At 64.9% G+C, this 18,021-nt stretch carries 16 protein-coding genes; 8 read left to right on the top strand and 8 right to left on the bottom strand.

All coding sequences use genetic code 11. The features are described 5' to 3' along the window. The first annotated feature begins 58 nt into the window (after positions 1-58). The 3 genes from hpnJ (at position 59) to PQQ51_RS23445 (ending at position 3,768) form a co-directional block, all read left to right on the top strand. A complete protein-coding gene (hpnJ, locus tag PQQ51_RS23455) occupies positions 59-1,480 on the top strand; it encodes a hopanoid biosynthesis associated radical SAM protein HpnJ (RefSeq protein WP_408499246.1) in 1,422 nt (473 codons plus the stop codon). Continuing rightward, on the top strand, positions 1,477-2,637 hold the full coding sequence (gene hpnI, locus PQQ51_RS23450) for a bacteriohopanetetrol glucosamine biosynthesis glycosyltransferase HpnI (RefSeq protein ID WP_408499244.1): 1,161 nt from the start codon (positions 1,477-1,479) through the stop codon (positions 2,635-2,637). Before hpnJ ends, hpnI (PQQ51_RS23450) begins: the two co-directional genes overlap by 4 nt. A gap of 108 nt (positions 2,638-2,745) precedes the next feature. Continuing rightward, positions 2,746-3,768 carry a lysylphosphatidylglycerol synthase domain-containing protein gene (locus PQQ51_RS23445; protein WP_408499243.1) on the top strand — a complete coding sequence of 341 codons (1,023 nt, stop codon included), beginning with the start codon at positions 2,746-2,748 and terminating at the stop codon, positions 3,766-3,768. On the opposite strand, the gene PQQ51_RS23440 is transcribed toward PQQ51_RS23445, so the two are convergent. Both PQQ51_RS23440 and PQQ51_RS23435 read right to left on the bottom strand, forming a co-directional pair. Beyond that, positions 3,724-5,139, bottom strand: coding sequence for an ATP-binding protein (locus tag PQQ51_RS23440; protein ID WP_408499241.1), 1,416 nt, complete (start codon positions 5,137-5,139; stop codon positions 3,724-3,726). The genes PQQ51_RS23445 and PQQ51_RS23440 overlap by 45 nt on opposite strands. Further along, positions 5,136-5,795: a response regulator gene (locus PQQ51_RS23435; RefSeq protein WP_408499240.1), complete on the bottom strand. Its 660-nt coding sequence runs from the start codon at positions 5,793-5,795 to the stop codon at positions 5,136-5,138. Before PQQ51_RS23435 ends, PQQ51_RS23440 begins: the two co-directional genes overlap by 4 nt. A gap of 164 nt (positions 5,796-5,959) precedes the next feature. Here PQQ51_RS23435 and PQQ51_RS23430 point away from each other — a divergent pair, with 164 nt between their 5' ends. The 3 genes from PQQ51_RS23430 to hpnK are packed head-to-tail and all read left to right on the top strand — an operon-like array spanning position 5,960 to position 8,432. Beyond that, entirely contained in the window at positions 5,960-6,310 is a 351-nt protein-coding gene (locus PQQ51_RS23430) for a hypothetical protein (protein WP_408499239.1), read from the top strand. Between the two features lie 45 nt (positions 6,311-6,355). Continuing rightward, on the top strand, positions 6,356-7,588 hold the full coding sequence (hpnI, locus tag PQQ51_RS23425) for a bacteriohopanetetrol glucosamine biosynthesis glycosyltransferase HpnI (RefSeq protein WP_408499237.1): 1,233 nt from the start codon (positions 6,356-6,358) through the stop codon (positions 7,586-7,588). Further along, entirely contained in the window at positions 7,578-8,432 is an 855-nt protein-coding gene (gene hpnK, locus PQQ51_RS23420; RefSeq protein ID WP_408499236.1) for a hopanoid biosynthesis-associated protein HpnK, read from the top strand. The genes hpnI (PQQ51_RS23425) and hpnK overlap by 11 nt, the downstream gene beginning before the upstream one ends. A 17-nt stretch (positions 8,433-8,449) precedes the next feature. On the opposite strand, the gene PQQ51_RS23415 is transcribed toward hpnK, so the two are convergent. The 3 genes from PQQ51_RS23415 to acnA are packed head-to-tail and all read right to left on the bottom strand — an operon-like array spanning position 8,450 to position 12,780. Further along, positions 8,450-9,184: an ABC transporter substrate-binding protein gene (locus PQQ51_RS23415; RefSeq protein WP_408499235.1), complete on the bottom strand. Its 735-nt coding sequence runs from the start codon at positions 9,182-9,184 to the stop codon at positions 8,450-8,452. 37 nt (positions 9,185-9,221) lie between these two features. Beyond that, positions 9,222-10,115: a GntR family transcriptional regulator gene (locus tag PQQ51_RS23410; RefSeq protein WP_408499234.1), complete on the bottom strand. Its 894-nt coding sequence runs from the start codon at positions 10,113-10,115 to the stop codon at positions 9,222-9,224. Positions 10,116-10,155: 40 nt separating this feature from the next. Further along, positions 10,156-12,780, bottom strand: a complete 2,625-nt coding sequence (gene acnA / locus PQQ51_RS23405; RefSeq protein WP_408499233.1) for an aconitate hydratase AcnA — start codon at positions 12,778-12,780, stop codon at positions 10,156-10,158. 203 nt (positions 12,781-12,983) lie between these two features. Between acnA and PQQ51_RS23400 the strand changes: the two genes are divergently transcribed. Both PQQ51_RS23400 and PQQ51_RS23395 read left to right on the top strand, forming a co-directional pair. Continuing rightward, positions 12,984-13,751: an SDR family oxidoreductase gene (locus tag PQQ51_RS23400; RefSeq protein WP_408499232.1), complete on the top strand. Its 768-nt coding sequence runs from the start codon at positions 12,984-12,986 to the stop codon at positions 13,749-13,751. Positions 13,752-13,918: 167 nt separating this feature from the next. Then, positions 13,919-15,007 (top strand): sigma-54 interaction domain-containing protein, encoded by a 1,089-nt coding sequence (locus tag PQQ51_RS23395; protein ID WP_408499231.1) that lies wholly within the window; start codon positions 13,919-13,921, stop codon positions 15,005-15,007. Between the two features lie 60 nt (positions 15,008-15,067). On the opposite strand, the gene PQQ51_RS23390 is transcribed toward PQQ51_RS23395, so the two are convergent. From PQQ51_RS23390 to PQQ51_RS23380, 3 genes are read right to left on the bottom strand one after another with little or no spacing between them, the layout of a single operon-like run. Next, a complete protein-coding gene (locus PQQ51_RS23390; RefSeq protein ID WP_408499230.1) occupies positions 15,068-16,168 on the bottom strand; it encodes an LLM class flavin-dependent oxidoreductase in 1,101 nt (366 codons plus the stop codon). Continuing rightward, on the bottom strand, positions 16,168-16,941 hold the full coding sequence (locus PQQ51_RS23385; protein ID WP_408499229.1) for an LLM class flavin-dependent oxidoreductase: 774 nt from the start codon (positions 16,939-16,941) through the stop codon (positions 16,168-16,170). Before PQQ51_RS23385 ends, PQQ51_RS23390 begins: the two co-directional genes overlap by 1 nt. Then, a complete protein-coding gene (locus tag PQQ51_RS23380; RefSeq protein WP_408499228.1) occupies positions 16,938-18,011 on the bottom strand; it encodes an LLM class flavin-dependent oxidoreductase in 1,074 nt (357 codons plus the stop codon). The genes PQQ51_RS23385 and PQQ51_RS23380 overlap by 4 nt, the downstream gene beginning before the upstream one ends. Positions 18,012-18,021 lie beyond the last annotated feature (10 nt).

Here is an 18,021-nt window from a genome sequence, read left to right as displayed (position 1 = left end):
TGTTCCCAACCGGGAATCCGGGGCTCATCGCGTCAATCACAGGCTTGCTGGAGCATCCATGAAAACCCTGTTCTTGCAGGCGCCGTCGTACGACGGTTTCGACGGCGGCGCGGGTTCGCGCTATCAGGCCAAGCGTGAAGTCCGCTCGTTCTGGTATCCGACCTGGCTCGCGCAACCGGCGGCGCTCGTGCCCGATAGCCGCGTACTCGATGCCCCCGCCGACGGCTTATCCGTCGAAGCTTCGCTCGAGATCGCCGCGCACTACGATCTGGTGGTGATTCACACCAGCACACCGTCTTTTCCGACCGACGCGTTATTCGCCGAAGACCTGAAAAAGCGCAAGCCGTCGGTGCTGATCGGCATGGTCGGCGCGAAGGTGGCGGTCGATCCGCACAATTCGCTGATCGCTAGCGAAGCGATCGATTTCGTCTGCCGCGAAGAATTCGACTTTACCTGCCAGGAAGTTGCCGCGGGTCAACCCTTCGCCGGCATTAAGGGGCTGAGCTATCGCGCCGCGGACGGTTCGATCGAACACAACGAAGCGCGCCCGATCCTCGAAAACATGGACGAGTTGCCGTTCGTCGCGCCGGTGTACAAGCGCGATCTGACGATCGACAACTATTTCATCGGCTATCTGAAGCATCCGTATGTGTCGATCTACACGGGCCGCGGGTGCCGCTCGAAATGCACGTTCTGCCTGTGGCCGCAAACGGTGGGCGGCCATCGCTACCGCACGCGTTCTGTTGCGAACGTGCTAGAAGAAGTGAAGTGGATTCGCGACAACATGCCGGAAGTGAAAGAGATCATGTTCGACGACGACACCTTCACCGATTTCAAACCGCGCGTCGAAGAGATCGCCCGCGGGCTCGGGAAGCTGGGCGTGACGTGGTCGTGCAATGCCAAGGCGAACGTGCCGTATGCAACGCTGAAGATCATGAAGGAGAACGGCTTGCGCCTTCTGCTGGTCGGCTACGAATCGGGCGACGACCAGATCCTGCTGAACATCAAGAAAGGGTTGCGCACCGACATCGCTCGCCGTTTCAGCGAGGATTGCCGCAAGCTCGGCATCAAGATTCACGGCACCTTCATCCTCGGTCTGCCGGGCGAGACGCAGGAGACCATCCAGAAAACCATCGAGTACGCGAAGGAGATCAACCCGCACACGATCCAGGTATCGCTCGCCGCGCCCTATCCGGGCACGACGCTCTACAACCAGGCGGTGGAAAACGGCTGGCTCGAAGAGAACAAGGTGATCAACCTGGTCAGCAAGTCGGGAGTGCAGCTCGCCGCTATCGGCTATCCGCATCTGTCGCGCGACGAGATCTATCACCAGCTCGAGAACTTCTATAAGCGTTTCTATTTCCGGCCGTCGAAAATCTGGGAAATCCTGCGCGAGATGTTGACGAGCTGGGACATGATGAAGCGGCGCTTGCGTGAAGGCGTCGAATTCTTCCGGTTCCTGCGCGCGCACGAGGCATGAGCGCCATGCATCTGGCCGCCGTCACGCTCGCCTATGCGTGCGCGGCGGGCACGGTGTTGGGCGTCGGCTATACGATTCTGGCCGCTATGCTGATCGGGCGCTTCTTCGCTCGGGCGGTGTCCGAGCCGAGCAGTTTTCCGCCGGTCACGATCGTCAAACCGCTGCATGGCGACGAGTGGGCGTTGCTCGCGAACCTGTCGAGCTTTTGCCGGCAGGATTATCCGGGCGCGGTGCAATTCCTGTTCGGCGTGCACGACTCGAACGATCCGGCGCTGCAAACCGTCGACGACCTGCGGCGCCTGCATCCTGAAGCGGACATCAGCGTGGTTGCCGATGCGCGGCTTTATGGCCCGAACCGCAAGATCAGCAACATTATGAACATGCTGCCGCAAGCGCGGCACGACCTGCTGGTGTTCGCCGATAGCGACGTGAGCGTCGCGCCGGATTATCTGCGCAATGTGATCGGCGAATTGCAGAAGCCGGGCGTGGGTCTCGTCACCTGCGTGTATCGCGGACAACCCGATCCGGGCTTCTGGCCGCGCCTGTCGGCGAAGGCCACCAATTATCAGTTCCTGCCCGGCGTCGTCACCGGGCTGGCGCTCGGTCTCGCGCGTCCCTGTTTCGGACAGACCATTGCGATGCGGCGCGACACGCTCGAAAAAATCGGCGGCTTCACGCCGTTCGTCAGGCATCTGGCGGAAGATCATGCGATCGGCGAAGCGGTGCGGATGATCGGCGAAAAAGTGGTCATCCCGCCATTCACGATCGCGCATGCGTGTGTCGAGGCGAGCGCCGCGCAACTGATCGCGCACGAACTGCGCTGGAGCCGCACGATCCGCCGTATCGACCCGCTCGGCCATCTCGGCTCGGCCTTGATTCATCCGCTCGCGTTCGCGCTGCTGGCTGCAGTATTCTCGGGTGGCGCGCTGTGGTCGTGGGCGCTTGCGCTGGTCGCCATGAGCGCGCGCCTTGCGCTGAAACTGTTGTCCGATCGCGCGTTGCGGCAGCCTTATCGCGATCTGTGGCTGCTGCCGCTCTGGGATGTCGTGTCGTTTATGATTTTCGTCGCGAGCTTCTGGTCGTCGCGCGTGATCTGGCGAGGTTTCAGCTTCGATGTGGACGGCGACGGCCTGCTCTCGGCGGCGCAGGAAGAATGACGGTAAACGGCAGCGTGGGGCCGCAATGGTAGACAGTTCGGTTCAGACAACGCATGACGGCAACGGCGTGACCGCAAACGTCACGCACGCCGATCGGGTGGCGTCGCGATGAAACATCTTGGCCGTCTGGCCGCGCTGGCCGGTTTGCTGGTCTCGCTCTGGCTCGTCTGGCGCGACGACCCCGGCGCCGTGCTCGGCGCACTGCGCGCGGCGGGCATGGGGCTGCTTCTGGCGGCGCTCGCGCACGTATTGCCGATGTTCGCCAATGCGTGCGACTGGCGCTCACTGATCCGCGGCGCGAACCGGCCGGGCATCGTCAGGATGCTGCACCTGGTGTGGGTGCGCGAATCGGTGAACAGCATGTTGCCGGTGGCGCGGATCGGCGGCGAGCTCGTGTCGTTCCGGATGCTCAGGCGCTGGGGCGTACGCCCGTCGACGGCAGTAGGCAGTCTCGTCGTGGATATGCAACTCACCGTCATCAGCCAGTTGCTGTTCACGATGGTGGGCATCGGCTTCCTTTTCGCGCACGCGCAGTCCGGCACGTTGCGCGTCGCCGGACAACTCGCGTGGGGCGTGGTGGTGTTGACGCCATTGCTGGTCATGTTCGCGCTCGTGCAGCACGCCAGTCCGTTCGAGCGCATCACGCGCGGACTCAATCACATGACGAGCGGCAAGCTCGCCGCGCTCGTCGGACAGTCGGCGCAGATCGATCAGGCGATCAGGCTGATCTGGCGCCGGCGCGGGGTGGTGCTGCGCTATCTGTTTTTCTGGCAGCCGCTGCAGTGCTTCCTCACGTCGCTTGAAATCCTGCTCGCACTGCATTTTCTCGGCGCGCACGTGACGCTGGTCGAGGCGGTCGTGATCGAATCGCTGATCCAGGCGATCAGCAGCGCGGCCTTCTTCGTGCCCGGCGGCCTCGGCGTGCAGGAGGGCGGCTTCATTCTGATCGGTAGCGCATTCGGTCTCGATCCGTCCACCTGTCTGGCGCTAGCCGGCGCGAGGCGCATTCGCGATCTATTGATCTTCGTGCCGGGACTCGTAGCCTGGCAATTCGCCGAATCGTCGAACAGTATGACTAACCGGTTTTCAGCCGCCGTTCTGGACAGCTTCAGCATAAGCCGGAAACGATAGTTCGACTGCGAGCCCATGCCCGCCGATGCCCGCGCCGAGTTGCAGGTTCGCATCGAAGTGCTCCGCAATCCGCGCGACGATCGACAACCCCAACCCGCTGCCCGACGCCTGCGTGCCGGTTGCACGGAAAAACCGGTTCGTCAGGCGCGCGAGATCCCCGGGGGCGACACCGGGGCCGTCGTCACGCACGACGAGCCGCACGTGATCGTTTTTGTGGCTCACGATCACCTCGACATTGCCGCCCGCGCGCCCGTACTTGATCGCGTTATCGAGCAGGTTGTCGAGCATGATGCCGATCAGCGTGGGCTCCGCGTCGATCTCGGCTTGCAGGTCGCCCTGCAGGGTCACGCGCATGTCCTTGTGCTGCGCGTCGTGTTCGTTAGCCAGCAGCGCGTCTTTTGCGACAACGCCGAGCTTGATCGGCTCCGTGGACAGTTTCTCGTGCACGTCGAGACGCGCGAGCAGCAACAACTGCTCGGCGAGCCGCGCGCTGCGGTCCACGCCCTGCACGACGCGCTGCATCGCGAGTCGTTGCAACGCCTGGTCCGGTTCGGCCAACGCGACCTGGGCCTGCACCTTGATCGCGGCGAGCGGCGTCTTCAGTTCGTGCGCGGCGTCGGCAGTGAACGCGCGTTCGCGTTCGATCGAATGCCGCAGCCGCGACAGCACGAGGTTGATCGCGTCCACCAGCGGCCGGACTTCGGTCGGCGCGCGGCCGATGTCGACCGGTTCGAGCCGGTTGACGTCACGCATGCGGATCGCGCCGGAGAGCGTCTTGAGCGGCGCGAGGCTCCAGCCGATGCTCAGCCAGACGAGCAGCGCCAGCACCGGCAACGCGATCAGCGTAGGCCGCGCGATCCGGCTCGCGACGCCGCTGACCAGGTCGCTGCGCGTATTGGCCTGTTCGAATACGCGCACGCTGTGTCCCAGCGCGGTATCGCGCAATGTGAACGTGTGCCACATCTGGCCGCCGAGCATCATGTCCTCGGCGCCGCTCGCGGACGGAATCGGCAAATCCCATGCGTTGAGCGCATGCAGTTCGGGGCTGCCGGCCAGCACTTCGCCGCTCGGGCTGCGCACCTGGAAGAGGGCGTCGCGGGGCAGCGCGTCGTCGTCGTCGCTATCGTTGGCGCCGGGTTCGCCGGCTTTTTCTTCTTCGCGCACGTCGATGCGGGCTTTGGCGAGCGTGTTCAGGTTCGACTGATCCAGCAGCGCGAGGATCTGCGCGATCTCGGTCAAGCGGGCGCCCTCCCATTCGCCGACTTCGCGCTTGGCCTGGCGATAGCTCGACACCAGCGCAATGCCCCAGATCAGCACGATGCTGGCGAGAACCAGCAAGACGAGGCGCCGGCGAATCGATGCGGAGATCACGTTTTCTCCATCAGGTAGCCGACATTGCGCACGGTTCTGATCAATCGCGCACCGAGTTTTTTGCGCAGATTGGACACGTGTACCTCGATCGCATTGCTTTCGATTTCTTCCTGCCAGCCGTACAAACTCTCTTCGAGACTCGAGCGCGACTGCGGGATGCCGAGGTGAGTCAGCAGTTGCATCAGGATCGCCCATTCGCGGGAGGTCAGCGATACCCGCGTACCGCTCACGTCGACGGTTTGCGCGAGCGGGTTGATCGTCAGTTCCTGATAGCGGATCAAATCGACGCTGCGCCCTTGCGCGCGGCGCAGCAGTGCCCGGCAACGCGCGATCAGTTCGGTGAGGTCGAACGGCTTCACGAGGTAATCGTCGGCGCCCGCTTCGAGACCGCGGACGCGGTCCACGACCGTATCTCTCGCGGTCAGCACCAGCACCGGCAGGTCTTTGCCCGCGCTGCGCAAGCGCTTCAGGACATCCATGCCCGACAGGCTGGGCAATCCCAGATCGAGGACCACCAGCGCATAGCTGGTGGTGGCGAGCGCCAGGTCGGCCTTGTTCCCGTCGCGGGCCCAGTCGACCGTGAAACCGGCTTGACGCAGTCCGGCTTCGACACCGTCGCCGATCAGGTCGTCGTCTTCTACGAGGAGTACGCGCATGGGTTGCAGATTTCGTTTTTTGTTGCGGGGTGCCCCGGCATCCAACGATTGCCGGGCCGTAGTTTCGCAGTGTAACCATGCTGGCTGAAAAACGCCGTGGTGCTTAAGGTTTCCTTCAGCTTGCGTCGCTAGTATCGCTCCTCAACAGGTCACGAGACTACGCTATGAAAACGGTCACCGTCGACATGCTGCGAGCTCATCTGATGGCGGCGTCCGTCACGGCAATGGGGGCGGAAGTCGTCGTCTGCATCGCATTGCTGATCTCGCGTGTTTCCCAGCAAACCCTCAGTTCGCCGTCTTTCCGGCTGTTCGCGCTCGCGGTGATCGTCGTCGGCGTGATCGTGATCCGGCGCGTCGCACAGGCCGCGTTCGAGCTCGCCATTGCGGGCCGTCGTGTCGTGCCGTGCCTGTCGCCGCTGCGGCCCGCGCAGGTGCTGACCGATTGTCCGCGCAAACGGCTCGTGATTCTTCATCTGCGTTTGACAGGCACGCCGTTCGTGCTGGCCGAAGAGTAACGGACAAGTAACGGACGACTAACGGAAAAATAACGGAAGCTGACCGTGGCCCACGCATTGACCTTCTGCCAATGGGTTCTGCTGGCGGGCTGCGCAGCGGCCTCCCTGTACGCAATGCTGGCGGCCGTGGCCATGCCGTTCTTCAGCACGCGGGCGGCCGGCGCGGCGAGGCAAAGCGCGCATTCGTTTGCCGACGTCGGCGTGAGCGTACTCAAACCGCTCTGCGGCGCGGAGCCGCGGCTCTACGAAAACCTCCGGACTTTCTGCGATCAGCGGCACGGCCGTTTCCAGCTGGTGCTCGGCGTGTCCACGCCGGACGACGCGGCGATCCCCGTGGTGCGCCGGTTGCAGGCCGCCTATCCGTGGCACGATATCGAACTGGCCGTCGATACACGCGTGCACGGCAGCAACCTCAAGGTGAGTAATCTGATCAATATGGCGGAGCGCGCGCGTCACGAGGTGATCGTGATTGCCGACAGCGACATTGCCGTCGATCCCGATTATCTCGACACCGTTGCCGCGCCGCTCGCCGACCGGACCATCGGCATCGTCACCTGTCTTTACGTGGCGAAGGGCGTGGGCGGTTTCTGGCCGCGCATCGGTGCGCTGTTCATCAACGAATGGTTCGCGCCGTCGGTGCGCGTCGCGCACGCGGCCGGTTCGCGTCGTTTCGGGTTCGGCGCGACACTCGCTCTGCGTCGCACGACACTCGCGCGGATCGGCGGCTTCGACGCGCTGAAAAACTGTCTCGCCGACGACTACTGGCTCGCCGAGCACGTACGCGCGCTCGGATTACGCACCGTGCTCTCCCGGGTCATCGTCGCGACCGACGTGATCGAGCCGGACTTCTCGGCGCTATGGCAGCGGGAAACGCGCTGGTTGCGCACGATCCGTTCGCTGAACCCGCTGGGCTTTGCCTTTCTGTTCGTGACCTTCACGTCGCCGTGGCTGCTGGCGGGCGCGTGGCTGGCCGGCAACCTGTCGGCGGGCGCGCCCGACGATCTGCATCGATGGACTGCCTATGCAAGTGCCGCAAGCGCGGCGGCCGGCTGCGCCGCGCGCGTGCTGTTGCATGCGCGGGCCGCACGGCACCGGCGTACATTCTGGGTGGATTTGCCGCTCGTGCCGTTGCGCGATACGTTGCTGGCCTTGCAGTGGTTCGCATCCGCATTCGGCTCGCATGTCGTGTGGCGCGGCGCCCGCGTGCCGGTGAGTTCCGCAGGGGCCGGCGCGGAACGGGCCGCGATGGATGCGATGGAGATATCGGATGGCGGTTAAAGCATCCGGCCTGATTATCACGGCCGACGATTTCGGCCTGCATCCACGGGTCAATCAGGCGGTCGAGCGCGCTCACCGGCACGGCGTATTGACGGCCGCGAGTCTGATGGTCGGCGCACCGGCCGCGGACGATGCCGTGGAGCGGGCCCAGGCGATGCCGCGCCTGCGGGTGGGTCTGCATCTGGTGCTGGCCGATGGCGAAGCCGTGATGACGCGCGCCGCGATTCCGGCGTTGCTCGACGAAGAAGGACGGTTCGGCGACAACATGGTGCGCGACGGCGTCAGGTTTTTCTTTCTGCCGCATGTGCGCAGGCAGTTGGCATCCGAGATCCGCGCGCAGTTCGACGCGTTTGCAAAGACGGGGTTGCCGCTCGATCACGTCAACGCGCACAAGCATTTTCATTTGCATCCGACCGTGCTCGGACTGATCGTGGATATCGGCCGCGACTACGGAATGCGAGCGATACGGTTGCCGTACGAAGTCGGCACGCCCGTATGGCTGAGGCCCTGGATCGCGATGGTGCGCGCCCGGCTCAATCGTGAAGGCATTGCGTATAACGATTATGTGGTGGGCATTGCGAGGAGCGGCCAGATGGATGAGGCGGCGATGTTGGCCGCCATCCAGCATTTACCGCATGGGGTGAGCGAAATTTATTGTCATCCGGCGGTGGAGGGGAATGCACCGTTAAGCCGTGGCATGCAGTTTTATCGCCACGCGGATGAACTGGATGCGCTGATGTCGCCGCGCGTGGAGGCCGCTATTCGTGCCGCCGGCGTGAGCGTCGGCGGATTTTCAGACGTGCTTCATCTGCCGCGGCGCTCGTCCGCGCTCGTCGTTCGCTGAGCGCGTTGTCCAGTCGATCACGCGGCGGGTGCGACCGACGCGCCGGCAATCCCATGCCGCTCCAGCGCGGCGGAAACGAAACCACTCGTTTTCATCGCTTCGACAAACCGTTGCAATGCCGTGGCCGCCGCGAGGCCGCGCGACTTCGGCGTGCCCATCGCCTGCTGGATGACCATGAATCGTTCATCGAGCAGCCGCAGCCCGGAGAACCTGCTCGCGTCCGACTCGAGTTGCTGTTTCACGCCGGCCGCCACTTCGAGATTCTGCTCGATAAAAGTTTGAACGACGGCCGGCGAAGTGGGCGCACGGACGATTTGCGCGGTTTTGATCTCTCGCGTCAGAAACAGGTCGTACGCGCTGCCTTTGCCCACCGCCACCCGGTTGTGCGGCTGGTCCACATCCTGGTTGCGGGTAATCGGCGAGTCGTCGCGAACGAGGTAGAAGCCCTCGATCAGCACATAAGGCGCGGTAAAGGAAATGGCCTGCGCGCGGAGAGGATCGACGGCAAAAAAGCCGATGTCGGCGCGTTCGTCGCTGACGGCCTCGACGGATTTGCCCGCCGTATCGAACGCCACCAGTTCCAGATCGACCGACAGACGTTCGGCAAAAGCGCGCGCCAGATCGACGGATACGCCGCAAGGCTCGCCCGAAACCGGGTCGCGCTTCGCGAGGACCGGATTGCCCAGGTTGATCGACGCTCGCAGCTTGCCGGTGGGCGTGAAGGCGGTGACAACGGATGGATCGAGAGTCATGGTTGGTCCGATTCGGCCGCGCTCGGCGAAGCACGGCTCAAGGTTTAAGAATGCCGCTGATGCGGGTCAACGCATCCAGCGTATGCAACAGATGCCGGCGGAGTTCCTCCGACGCTTCTTCGTTTCGCTCGCGCTTCAGCAGATCGAGAACATGCAGATGCTGCTTGCAGTGTTCGACATAACGTTCGCGATGTTGCATCGACCGATACGAAAGGAGCCGGCGAACCCGGTTGACCCGCTTTATCGTGTCGATGAAAAAACTGTTGCCCGATGCTTCCACAAGCGATTCATGAAAGCGCACGCCGCGCTCGTGCAACTGGTCTGCGGTGTCGGTTTCGATCCCGCCGGCAAGCAGATGAAGCTCGACTGCACGACAGCGTTCGAGAATCTTCGGATCGAGCCGGTAGCCGGGTTCGAGCAGCGCCGCGGGCTCCAGCGCGAGTCGTAGCCGATACGATTGCAGGAGACTGTCCGGTGTGGTCAGCATCGGCGAGAACGCCCAGCCATAACCGGGCTTACGCTCGGCCCAGCCTTCTTTCGCGATGCGCCCGAGCACGGCGGTGAGTTGCGCGCTCGTGAGGCCGTAGCGATGGCGAATCAACTGCTCGGAGAATTCGTTGGGAAGCTCGCCTTTCAGCAGGTCGTCGGCGATCTGGAAATACACGCGGGTGATCACATCGGTTTCACCCAGACCGAGTTCGTCGACGACATCCGAAAGCGATTCGAGCACCGGCTTCGCAACGAAGAAACCGCGATTCTTCTCGCGCGTGAGGACGCCTTTTTCGTGCAGCAGTAAAAGCGCTTCATTGACCGGGGAACGCGATACCCGTAGACGGTCGGCCAGCATCTGCGCGGGCAGGTGACTGCCGACCTCCATGCCTTCGGTCTTGATCAGCTCGACAATCTGGGTCGCGATGGAACGGTCGATCATAAAATTTCTGCGTGTCTTTGGCTCGGGAGCGGACGCGTCTTCACGCCTGCTGCGCGGCCAACGTCTTTTTCAGTATCAGTGGAATGACTCCGCCGGAGCGCAACAACCGACATTCCAGTTGCGTCTCGACCGCCGCGGTTGCGTCGACGGGCTGTACTCGCCCATCCGCACGAACGATGCGTACCGCAACCTTGCATCTCGGCGACAGGCAATCCGCTGGCGCATCGACTTCGAGCTTATCACCGGGTTGCAGATCGAGCGTATCCGGGTGGGTGCCCTCGGCGAAGCGCAGCGGCAAAATGCCCATTCCGATCAGGTTGGAACGGTGAATGCGCTCGAAGCTCGCCGCCAGCACCGCGCGGATGCCCAGCAATCGTTGCCCCTTGGCCGCCCAGTCACGCGACGAGCCGGTGCCGTAGCGCTCGCCGGCGACGAGTACCACTGCATCGCCGTTCTCACGATAGCGGTTCGCTGCTTCGAAGATCGGCAGTACCTCGCCGCTCGGCACGTGCAGTGTGTGCGCGACCGGCATGCCCGGTCGCAACCGGTTCACCAGCGTGCGGTTGTAGAACGCGGCGCGCACCATCACTTCCCAGTTGCCGCGGCGCGACGCAAAGACGTTGAGGTCGTCGCGATCGTCGCCGCGGGACACCAGAAAGTCCGCGACGAGGCTGTCTTTCGGAATGCCGCTAGCCGGTGAAATATGGTCGGTGGTTACGTCGTCGCCGAGGACGAGCAGCGGATACGCGCTGTATTGCCCGAGCTGACTGCCTTCGTCTAACGATGCGAACGGCGGCCGACGCAGCGCAGTGGATGCCGGCTGCCACGGAAACTGCGCGCTCGACGGCGCGTCGAGTTCATGCCATGCCGGGTTCTGGCTCGCGAGCGCAAAAGCACGCGGGTAGTCGAGCGGATCGGCGGCGGCTTGCACGAGCTCGGCGACTTCGTCGTTCGTCGGCCAGAGATCGCGCAGATAAACCGGTTTTCCGTCAGGCGTCTGCTGGATCGCAGTGCGGCTCAGATCGGCCTCGGCATTTCCCGCGAGCGCGAAAGCAACGACGAGCGGCGGCGACATGATGAAGCCGAGGTCCATGTCGGGATGGATGCGCCCGGCGAAATTGCGGTTGCCCGACAGCATCGCGACGGGATAGATCGAATGGTCCGCCATGGCGTCGCGGACGGGCGTGGTCAGCGGACCCGAGTTGCCGATGCAGGTCGTGCAACCGTACCCGACGATATCGAATCCGACCGACGACAGGTCGTCGACGAGACCCGCGCGCTCCAGATAAGCGGCCGCGGCAGGCGAGCCGGGGCCGAGCGACGTCTTGATCCACGCCGGCACTTTCAACCCGAGCGCGCGCGCTTTGCGGGCGACCAGTCCGGCGGCGATCAGCAACGCAGGGTCGGACGTATTCGTGCAACTGGTGATCGCCGCGATCGCGACCGGGTGCTTCGGCATCGACGCGTGGGGCCGCGCGGGTTCGAAAGCGAGCTTCGCCAGCGCGGACGATGTCTGCGAATAGTCGAGCAGGTCTTGCGGACGACGCGGTCCGGCCACATGCATGCCGATACGGGCGAGGTCGATTTCGAGCGTCTTCGTGTAACGCGGTTTGTTCGCGGGATCGAACCAGAGGCCGGCCTGTTTCGTGAACGCTTCCACGAGCTTGACTGCTTGCGCGCTCCGGTGGGTCGAACGCAGGTAGGCGAGCGTGTGCCGGTCGACGGGAAAGAAGCCGGAGGATGCACCGTACTCCGGTGCCATGTTCGCGACGACTGCACGCTCGCTCGCCGTCAGCACCGCGACACCCGGCCCATAAAATTCGACGAACTCGCCGGAGACGCCCAGTTCGCGAAGCCGGTGCGTGACGGTCAGCGCGAGGTCGGTGGCGAGTACGCCCGGCCGCAACGCGCCGGTGAGATAAACGCCGATCACGTCCGGAATGCGCTGCATGACAGGCATGCCGAACATGACCGTCTGCGCTTCCAGACCGCCGACGCCCCAGCCGAGCACGCCGATGCCGTTGATCATCGGCGTGTGGCTGTCCGTTCCGATCAGCGTGTCGGGCACGGCCCATGGTTCGCCGTCGCGCTCGATCGCCGACACGACCGTCGCAAGCTGCTCCAGGTTGATCGTATGCATGATCCCGGTGCCCGGCGGATGAATCCGCACCCCCGTTAGCGCTTTCGACGCCCAGCGCAGAAACCGGTAGCGCTCCGCGTTGCGGCGCAGTTCCAGTTGCAGATTGAGCGGCGCGGCATCCGGTTGGGCGAAATACTCGACAGCCAGCGAGTGATCGACCGACGAGTCCACCGGCAGCACCGGATTGAGTGCGGCGGGATCGGCGCCCGCTTCGGCGAGCGCATCCCGCATGCCGGCTATATCGACGAGCGCAGGGGTGCTGGTCGTGTCGTGCATCAGCACACGATTCGGCTGGAACGCGATCTCGGCTTCACTGGTCGCGTGGGTGGTCCATGCAAGGATGGCGTCGACAGCTTGCTGCCGTTCCTCACCCTCGGTGTTGCGGATGACGTTTTCCAGCAGCAGGCGCAGCACGACCGGCAGTTCGCGCAACGTGTCCCCGAACAGGCCGGGCAGGTCGACGAACCGAAAACTGACGTCGTCGACCGTCAATCGGGCTTCTGTGGGGGCGTAGGTGGATTTCATCACCGTATTTTTGCACTTTTCAACGCAAAAATGCAATAAGGCGAAAAAATTCAGATCGACGCGACCTTGCAGGACGGCTCGCACTGCGCACTTCATGACGCCCATGCTGGTCGCGACGCTAAGATGCATCACGACGCGCGCACATGCGCTTTTTGCTGACTACACGAACACACGAAACACGAACACACGAAAGGAACGGACCCATGACCCAACTATTCGATCTGAGCGGCCGCACCGCGCTCGTCACCGGCTCGGCCCGCGGCATTGGCTATGCGTTGGCGGAGGGCCTGGCGGCGGCCGGCGCCAGCGTCGTGCTCAACGGCACGCGCGCGGAAAGCGTCGCGGAAGCAGTCGGCAAACTCTCCGGCAAGGGCTACGAAGTGCAAGGCCGCGCGTTCGACGTGACCGACGAAGTCGCGGTCGCCGACGCGTTCGCGCAATGGGACAAGGACGGCGTGCAGATCGACATCGTCGTGAACAACGCGGGGATCCAGTTTCGCAAGCCGCTCGTCGAGCTTGAACTGGGCGACTGGCAACGCGTGATCGACACCAATCTGACGAGCGCCTTCATCGTCGCGAAGCAGGCCGCGCGCCGCATGATCGCGCGGGGCAACGGCGGCAAGATCATCAACATCGGCTCGCTGACCAGCGAAGCCGCGCGCGCGACGATAGGCGCCTACACGACCGCGAAAGGCGGCATCAAGATGCTGACTCGCGCGATGAGCGCCGAATGGGCCGCCCATGACATTCAGGCGAACGCGATCGGCCCAGGCTACATCCTGACCGACATGAACAAGCCGCTGATCGAAAACGCCGCCTTCGACGCATGGGTGAAAAGCAGCAACCCTTCGCAACGCTGGGGCAAACCGGAAGAACTCGTCGGCACGGCGGTGTATCTCGCGTCGCCTGCGTCGAGCTATGTGAACGGTCAGATCATCTATGTGGACGGCGGCTGGCTGGCGGTGCTTTGAAGCGGTGTTCTGAAGCGGTGCTTTGAAGCCATCGGCGTCTTATTTGGTTATCTTCCTATCGAAGACAAGCATTGCACCAATCCGCATTTCATATGCGGCATAACTTGATTAAGATCAAGCACTCGGACCGGCAGAGGCTCAACAACGGATCCGTTATTGCTCGGATCATGGCTAACCACACAGATTCCCCTCAACTGATCGTCTTGCCCGAACGCGAGCTCAAGCCGCTTTCGATACGCGCAAAGGCCATCGTGTTCGCCGATCCGGCTTCGCACGCCGTGCTGCGTTTCGTGGAGCAGATCGGCCCTAGCCAGGCGCCCGTGCTCATTCTCGGCGAGACCGGCACCGGCAAGGAGCTGGTGGCGCGGCACATTCATCACGTCAGCAAGCGCAAGGGTGCGTTCGTCGCGGTCAATTGCAGTGCGATCAGTCAGCAGCTCGCGGAAAGCGAGCTGTTCGGCCACGAAGCCGGCGCGTTCACCGGCGCGCAGGGTCGCCGCGCAGGCTATTTCGAAGAAGCACACGAAGGCACGATCTTTCTCGACGAGATCGGCGATCTGCCCGCCGCGTTGCAGGCGAAGCTGCTGCGTGTGTTGCAGGAAGGCGAGGTGACGCGCGTGGGCGCGACACGCGGACGTCCGATCGACGTGCGTGTGGTTGCCGCGACCAACGTCGATCTCGAACAGGCGGTGCTGGCCGGCAACTTCCGCATGGATCTCTTCTACCGGATCAATATCGCACCCGTGCGCGTGCCGCCGTTGCGCGAGCGTCCGCAGGACATCCTGCCGCTTGCCGAGCATTTCCGCGCGCACTACTGCGCGCAGTTGCGCCGCGCGCAGCCGATGCTGTCGGAGTCCGCCGCGCAGGCGTTGCTCGCGTATCCGTGGCCGGGCAACATCCGCGAACTGGAGAACGTGATCCATCTCGCGCTGCTCGTGTCGAACGGCAACCTGATTCGCGTCGAACACCTGAAATTCTCCGAAGCGCTCGCGGGCTACGCGCGCGTCGAGGAGTCGGCCACGGCGCTGCCGCAGGATGAAATCCGCTCGGGCGTACAGCGTCTGTTTCGTGCGCCGGGCGAGAGCCTGCTGCGCGATATCGAGGAGCTCGTCGTGGGCGAGGCGTTCGAGCATTGCCGTTTCAGCCAGGTGCGCACGGCGGCGTTGCTCGGCGTCACGCGCAACACCATGCGCACGCTGCTCGCGCGCTACGGGCTGCTGCACAAGCCGCGCGCCGAGTCGTCACTCGAGGACTAGGTAGCACGCCGCGCGTTTTTTCTTGCCACGGCCGGTCTCAGAACGGGCTCAAGCTCAGGCTCAGGCACGCGCGAGCAGCGCGCGCACGCGCGGCAGCACGTGTTCACCCACGCGCGGCGCTTCCTCCAGATTCGGATACGACGACAGCAGAAAGCTTTCGATGCCGATCGCGCGGTATTCGTCGAGCCGTGCGGCCACCTGGTCGTAACTGCCGACGAGCGCGGTGCCCGCGCCGCCGCGTATCAGTCCGATCCCGGCCCACAGATTCGGCGACACTTCGAGCTCACGCAACGTGCGAAACGCACCGCGGCTCAGCGCGGTTTGCCGGCGCTGGCCGACCGACTCGTATTCGTCGAGCTGGCGTTGCGCGTCCACGTAGGTCCGGTCCGAGATCCCACTTAGCAACTCGTCCGCGCGCGCCCAGGCGGCGCGTTCGGTTGCGGCCGCAATCACATGCACACGCAGGCCGAAGCGGATCGGGCGCGCGTGCATCGCGGCGAGCGCGCGCAGACGCGCGACGCGTTCGCGCACCGCATAGGGCGGCTCGCCCCACAGCAGATAGGTGTCGGCCTGGCTCGCGGCCACCTGCTCGGCGAGTGCGGACGAACCGCCGAGATACAGCGCGGGCGCAGGGGAGAGCGGCACGCCCGGATGCGCGGGCGTCAGCGTGTAGTGACGTCCGGCGACGCTGTGTCCCGCGCCCTGCCAGAGCCGTCGCAGCACGCGCAGGCATTCGGAGGTGCGCTGGTAGCGTGCGTCGTGATCGAGAAAATCGCCGAGCGCGCGCTGTTCGTAGGCGCTCGATCCGGTCGCCGCGAACAGACGCAGACGGCCGCCGCTGATGCGCTGAAGCGCCGCTGCTTTTTGCGCAATCTGCTCGGGCTGTTCGAGCCCCGGCCGGAACGTGACGATGAATGCGAGGCGCTGCGTCGCGCACGCGAGTTGCGCGCCGACCAGCCAGGGGTCCTCGAAACCGGCCGCGGTCGGCAGCAGCAGGCTGTCGAAGCCCGCCTCTTCGGCGGAGCCCGCCACGCGGCGCAGGTAGTCCGGCGTGGCCGGACGAAAGTCGTGCAGATACGTGGGTGGACGCGGCAAACCGCTATTCGCGAGGTGCGGTCCGTCGCCGTTGGTCGGCGCGAACCAGCTGAAGTCGATGGGCATCAGGTATGCGGTCTACGAGAGGTTGGCAACGGGACGTCGAACGTGCGCACGTGGCGCAACCGGTCGTGCGGCGCGGGCGCGCGCAGCCCGCGCGCGCGATAGGCGCGCTCGATGGCCGCGTGCAGTTCGGGGCCGGCATGTGTGGGTTCGATCAGTCCGTCGCAGTAGGGCGCGAGAACCCGGCGCGGCGGCACGGGCGTGCTCGTCGCCGGCACGGACCAGTAGAGTGGCGGACGTTGCCGCGTCAGATCGGGCAGCCGTCCGTTCTCCACGCGAAAGTACACGCCGCGATGCTGGAGCGGCTCGGGCGACGACCATAGCGCGCGCAGTATCGAGACGAACTCGACGCTGCGTACGAGCCGCTGGTCGCGGTTGAGCTGCGCGGTCTCGCTGCTGCTCGCGTCGACGCCGGGGGTGTCGGTTTCGCATGCCAGCAACGCGCGTCCGCCGCTCAGCGACTGCAGGCTCTGCGCGAGATGCGCGGCGGCGACGGGCAACAGCGCGCCCGCCTGCAGCGTCACCATCACGCGGACCTCGGGCAACGCCGCGACGAGCACGGCGGCCACGATCCACGGGTCGGGCACCGCGCTGCCGGCCGGCAGCAGAACCGCGTCACAACCGGCGGCGAGCCCCGCTTCGGCGAGCGCGATCCAGTCGGCGGCGGGGTCGGGCCGCGCGTCGTTCGCCGACACGTCGAGACGCAACAGCGTGCGCAACGGCGGACAGTGCAGCGAGTCCGAAGAAAGATCCGACCGCGGACAGTCGCCGCTCATTGCGCGTGGCGCGCGGGCCGCCAGCCCAGCGCGGGTGCGATGGTTTCGGCGATCGTGCGCAGGCGGCGCAGCGTGTCGTCGAGCGTCGAGCTTTCCGACTGCACGACCGGCAGGAAGTAGCTCGCGAAAGGGAACAGCGCGGGATCGTCGCGCAGGCTCGCGATCACTTCTTCCGGATGGCCATGATGGACGTTCAGGAGCCGCAGGATCTGCTCGGGTTCGGTCACGCCTGTATGCCCCGTCGCGGCGAGCCACGGAATGTGACGCACGACATCGGGCGCGAGTTCGGCGAGCGCGGTGCGCCGGTCGGCAGCGGGAAACACCGCGCGCACGACGCCGATGCGCGGCGCGTCGGTGCTTGTGCCTGTGTTCGTGTTCGCAGCGGCGCGCGAGTGCCACGCGTCGAGATAAGCGTTCGCGAGCGGCAACTGCACGGTGCGTGGATCGTGCACGGCGGTGCCGAGCAGCAGGCCGTTGCCGTGGTGAGCCGCGAGGCGCGCCCCAGGTGCCGTCGAGTGCGAGTGCCACAGTCGTGTGCGCAAGCCGGGCGCGGGCGGCTGCAGCGTGAGCGGCGGCGCGCCTTCTGCGGTGCTGCCGAGCGGCGCGCCGGAAAGCGCATGCTGAAGCCGTTCCAGCGCGGTTTCGAAGCGCGCCTGGCGCGACTCGGCGGGCACGCCGAACGCCGCGAACGCATCGAGGTTCGCACCGCCGCTGCCGAGTCCGAGCTGCACGCGGCCGCCCGCGAGCGCGTCGAGCACTGCGGCGTCTTCGGCGAGCCGCAGTGGGTCTTCGAGCGGCAGCGTGACGATGCCGGTACCGAGCTCGATATGACGCGTGCGCTGCGCAACCGACGCAAGCAGCACGAGCGGCGAAGGCAGCCGGCCGTATTCGGCGCGAAAGTGATGCTGCGCGATGAAGCCGCCGTCGAAGCCGAGCTCCTCGGCTGCCACGAACAGCGTTTCCAGATCCGCATAGACGCGCCGCGCGTCGCCGGTGCCGTGCACGTGCGTCAGAAAGCCGAGCCGGAACGGGCGCGGCGCCGATGAAGCGGAAGAAGGCGTTGGGGTCATGAGTGTCCTG

Source organism: Paraburkholderia xenovorans, from assembly GCF_046030735.1.
GTDB lineage: Bacteria > Pseudomonadota > Gammaproteobacteria > Burkholderiales > Burkholderiaceae > Paraburkholderia > Paraburkholderia xenovorans_A.
This window is presented reverse-complemented; position numbering and strand designations above follow the sequence as displayed.

Excerpts from the sequence above, each read along its gene's own strand:
- PQQ51_RS23395 (WP_408499231.1), top strand. The coding sequence starts at position 13,919 with ATGGCTAACCACACAGATTCCCCTCAACTGATCGTCTTGCCCGAACGC.
- acnA (WP_408499233.1), bottom strand. The coding sequence starts at position 12,780 with ATGAAATCCACCTACGCCCCCACAGAAGCCCGATTGACGGTCGACGAC.
- PQQ51_RS23380 (WP_408499228.1), bottom strand. The coding sequence starts at position 18,011 with ATGACCCCAACGCCTTCTTCCGCTTCATCGGCGCCGCGCCCGTTCCGG.
- hpnI (WP_408499244.1), top strand. The coding sequence starts at position 1,477 with ATGAGCGCCATGCATCTGGCCGCCGTCACGCTCGCCTATGCGTGCGCG.
- PQQ51_RS23430 (WP_408499239.1), top strand. The coding sequence starts at position 5,960 with ATGAAAACGGTCACCGTCGACATGCTGCGAGCTCATCTGATGGCGGCG.
- PQQ51_RS23445 (WP_408499243.1), top strand. The coding sequence starts at position 2,746 with ATGAAACATCTTGGCCGTCTGGCCGCGCTGGCCGGTTTGCTGGTCTCG.
- PQQ51_RS23435 (WP_408499240.1), bottom strand. The coding sequence starts at position 5,795 with ATGCGCGTACTCCTCGTAGAAGACGACGACCTGATCGGCGACGGTGTC.
- PQQ51_RS23415 (WP_408499235.1), bottom strand. The coding sequence starts at position 9,184 with ATGACTCTCGATCCATCCGTTGTCACCGCCTTCACGCCCACCGGCAAG.
- PQQ51_RS23390 (WP_408499230.1), bottom strand. The coding sequence starts at position 16,168 with ATGCCCATCGACTTCAGCTGGTTCGCGCCGACCAACGGCGACGGACCG.
- PQQ51_RS23400 (WP_408499232.1), top strand. The coding sequence starts at position 12,984 with ATGACCCAACTATTCGATCTGAGCGGCCGCACCGCGCTCGTCACCGGC.
- hpnJ (WP_408499246.1), top strand. The coding sequence starts at position 59 with ATGAAAACCCTGTTCTTGCAGGCGCCGTCGTACGACGGTTTCGACGGC.
- PQQ51_RS23410 (WP_408499234.1), bottom strand. The coding sequence starts at position 10,115 with ATGATCGACCGTTCCATCGCGACCCAGATTGTCGAGCTGATCAAGACC.
- PQQ51_RS23385 (WP_408499229.1), bottom strand. The coding sequence starts at position 16,941 with ATGAGCGGCGACTGTCCGCGGTCGGATCTTTCTTCGGACTCGCTGCAC.
- hpnK (WP_408499236.1), top strand. The coding sequence starts at position 7,578 with ATGGCGGTTAAAGCATCCGGCCTGATTATCACGGCCGACGATTTCGGC.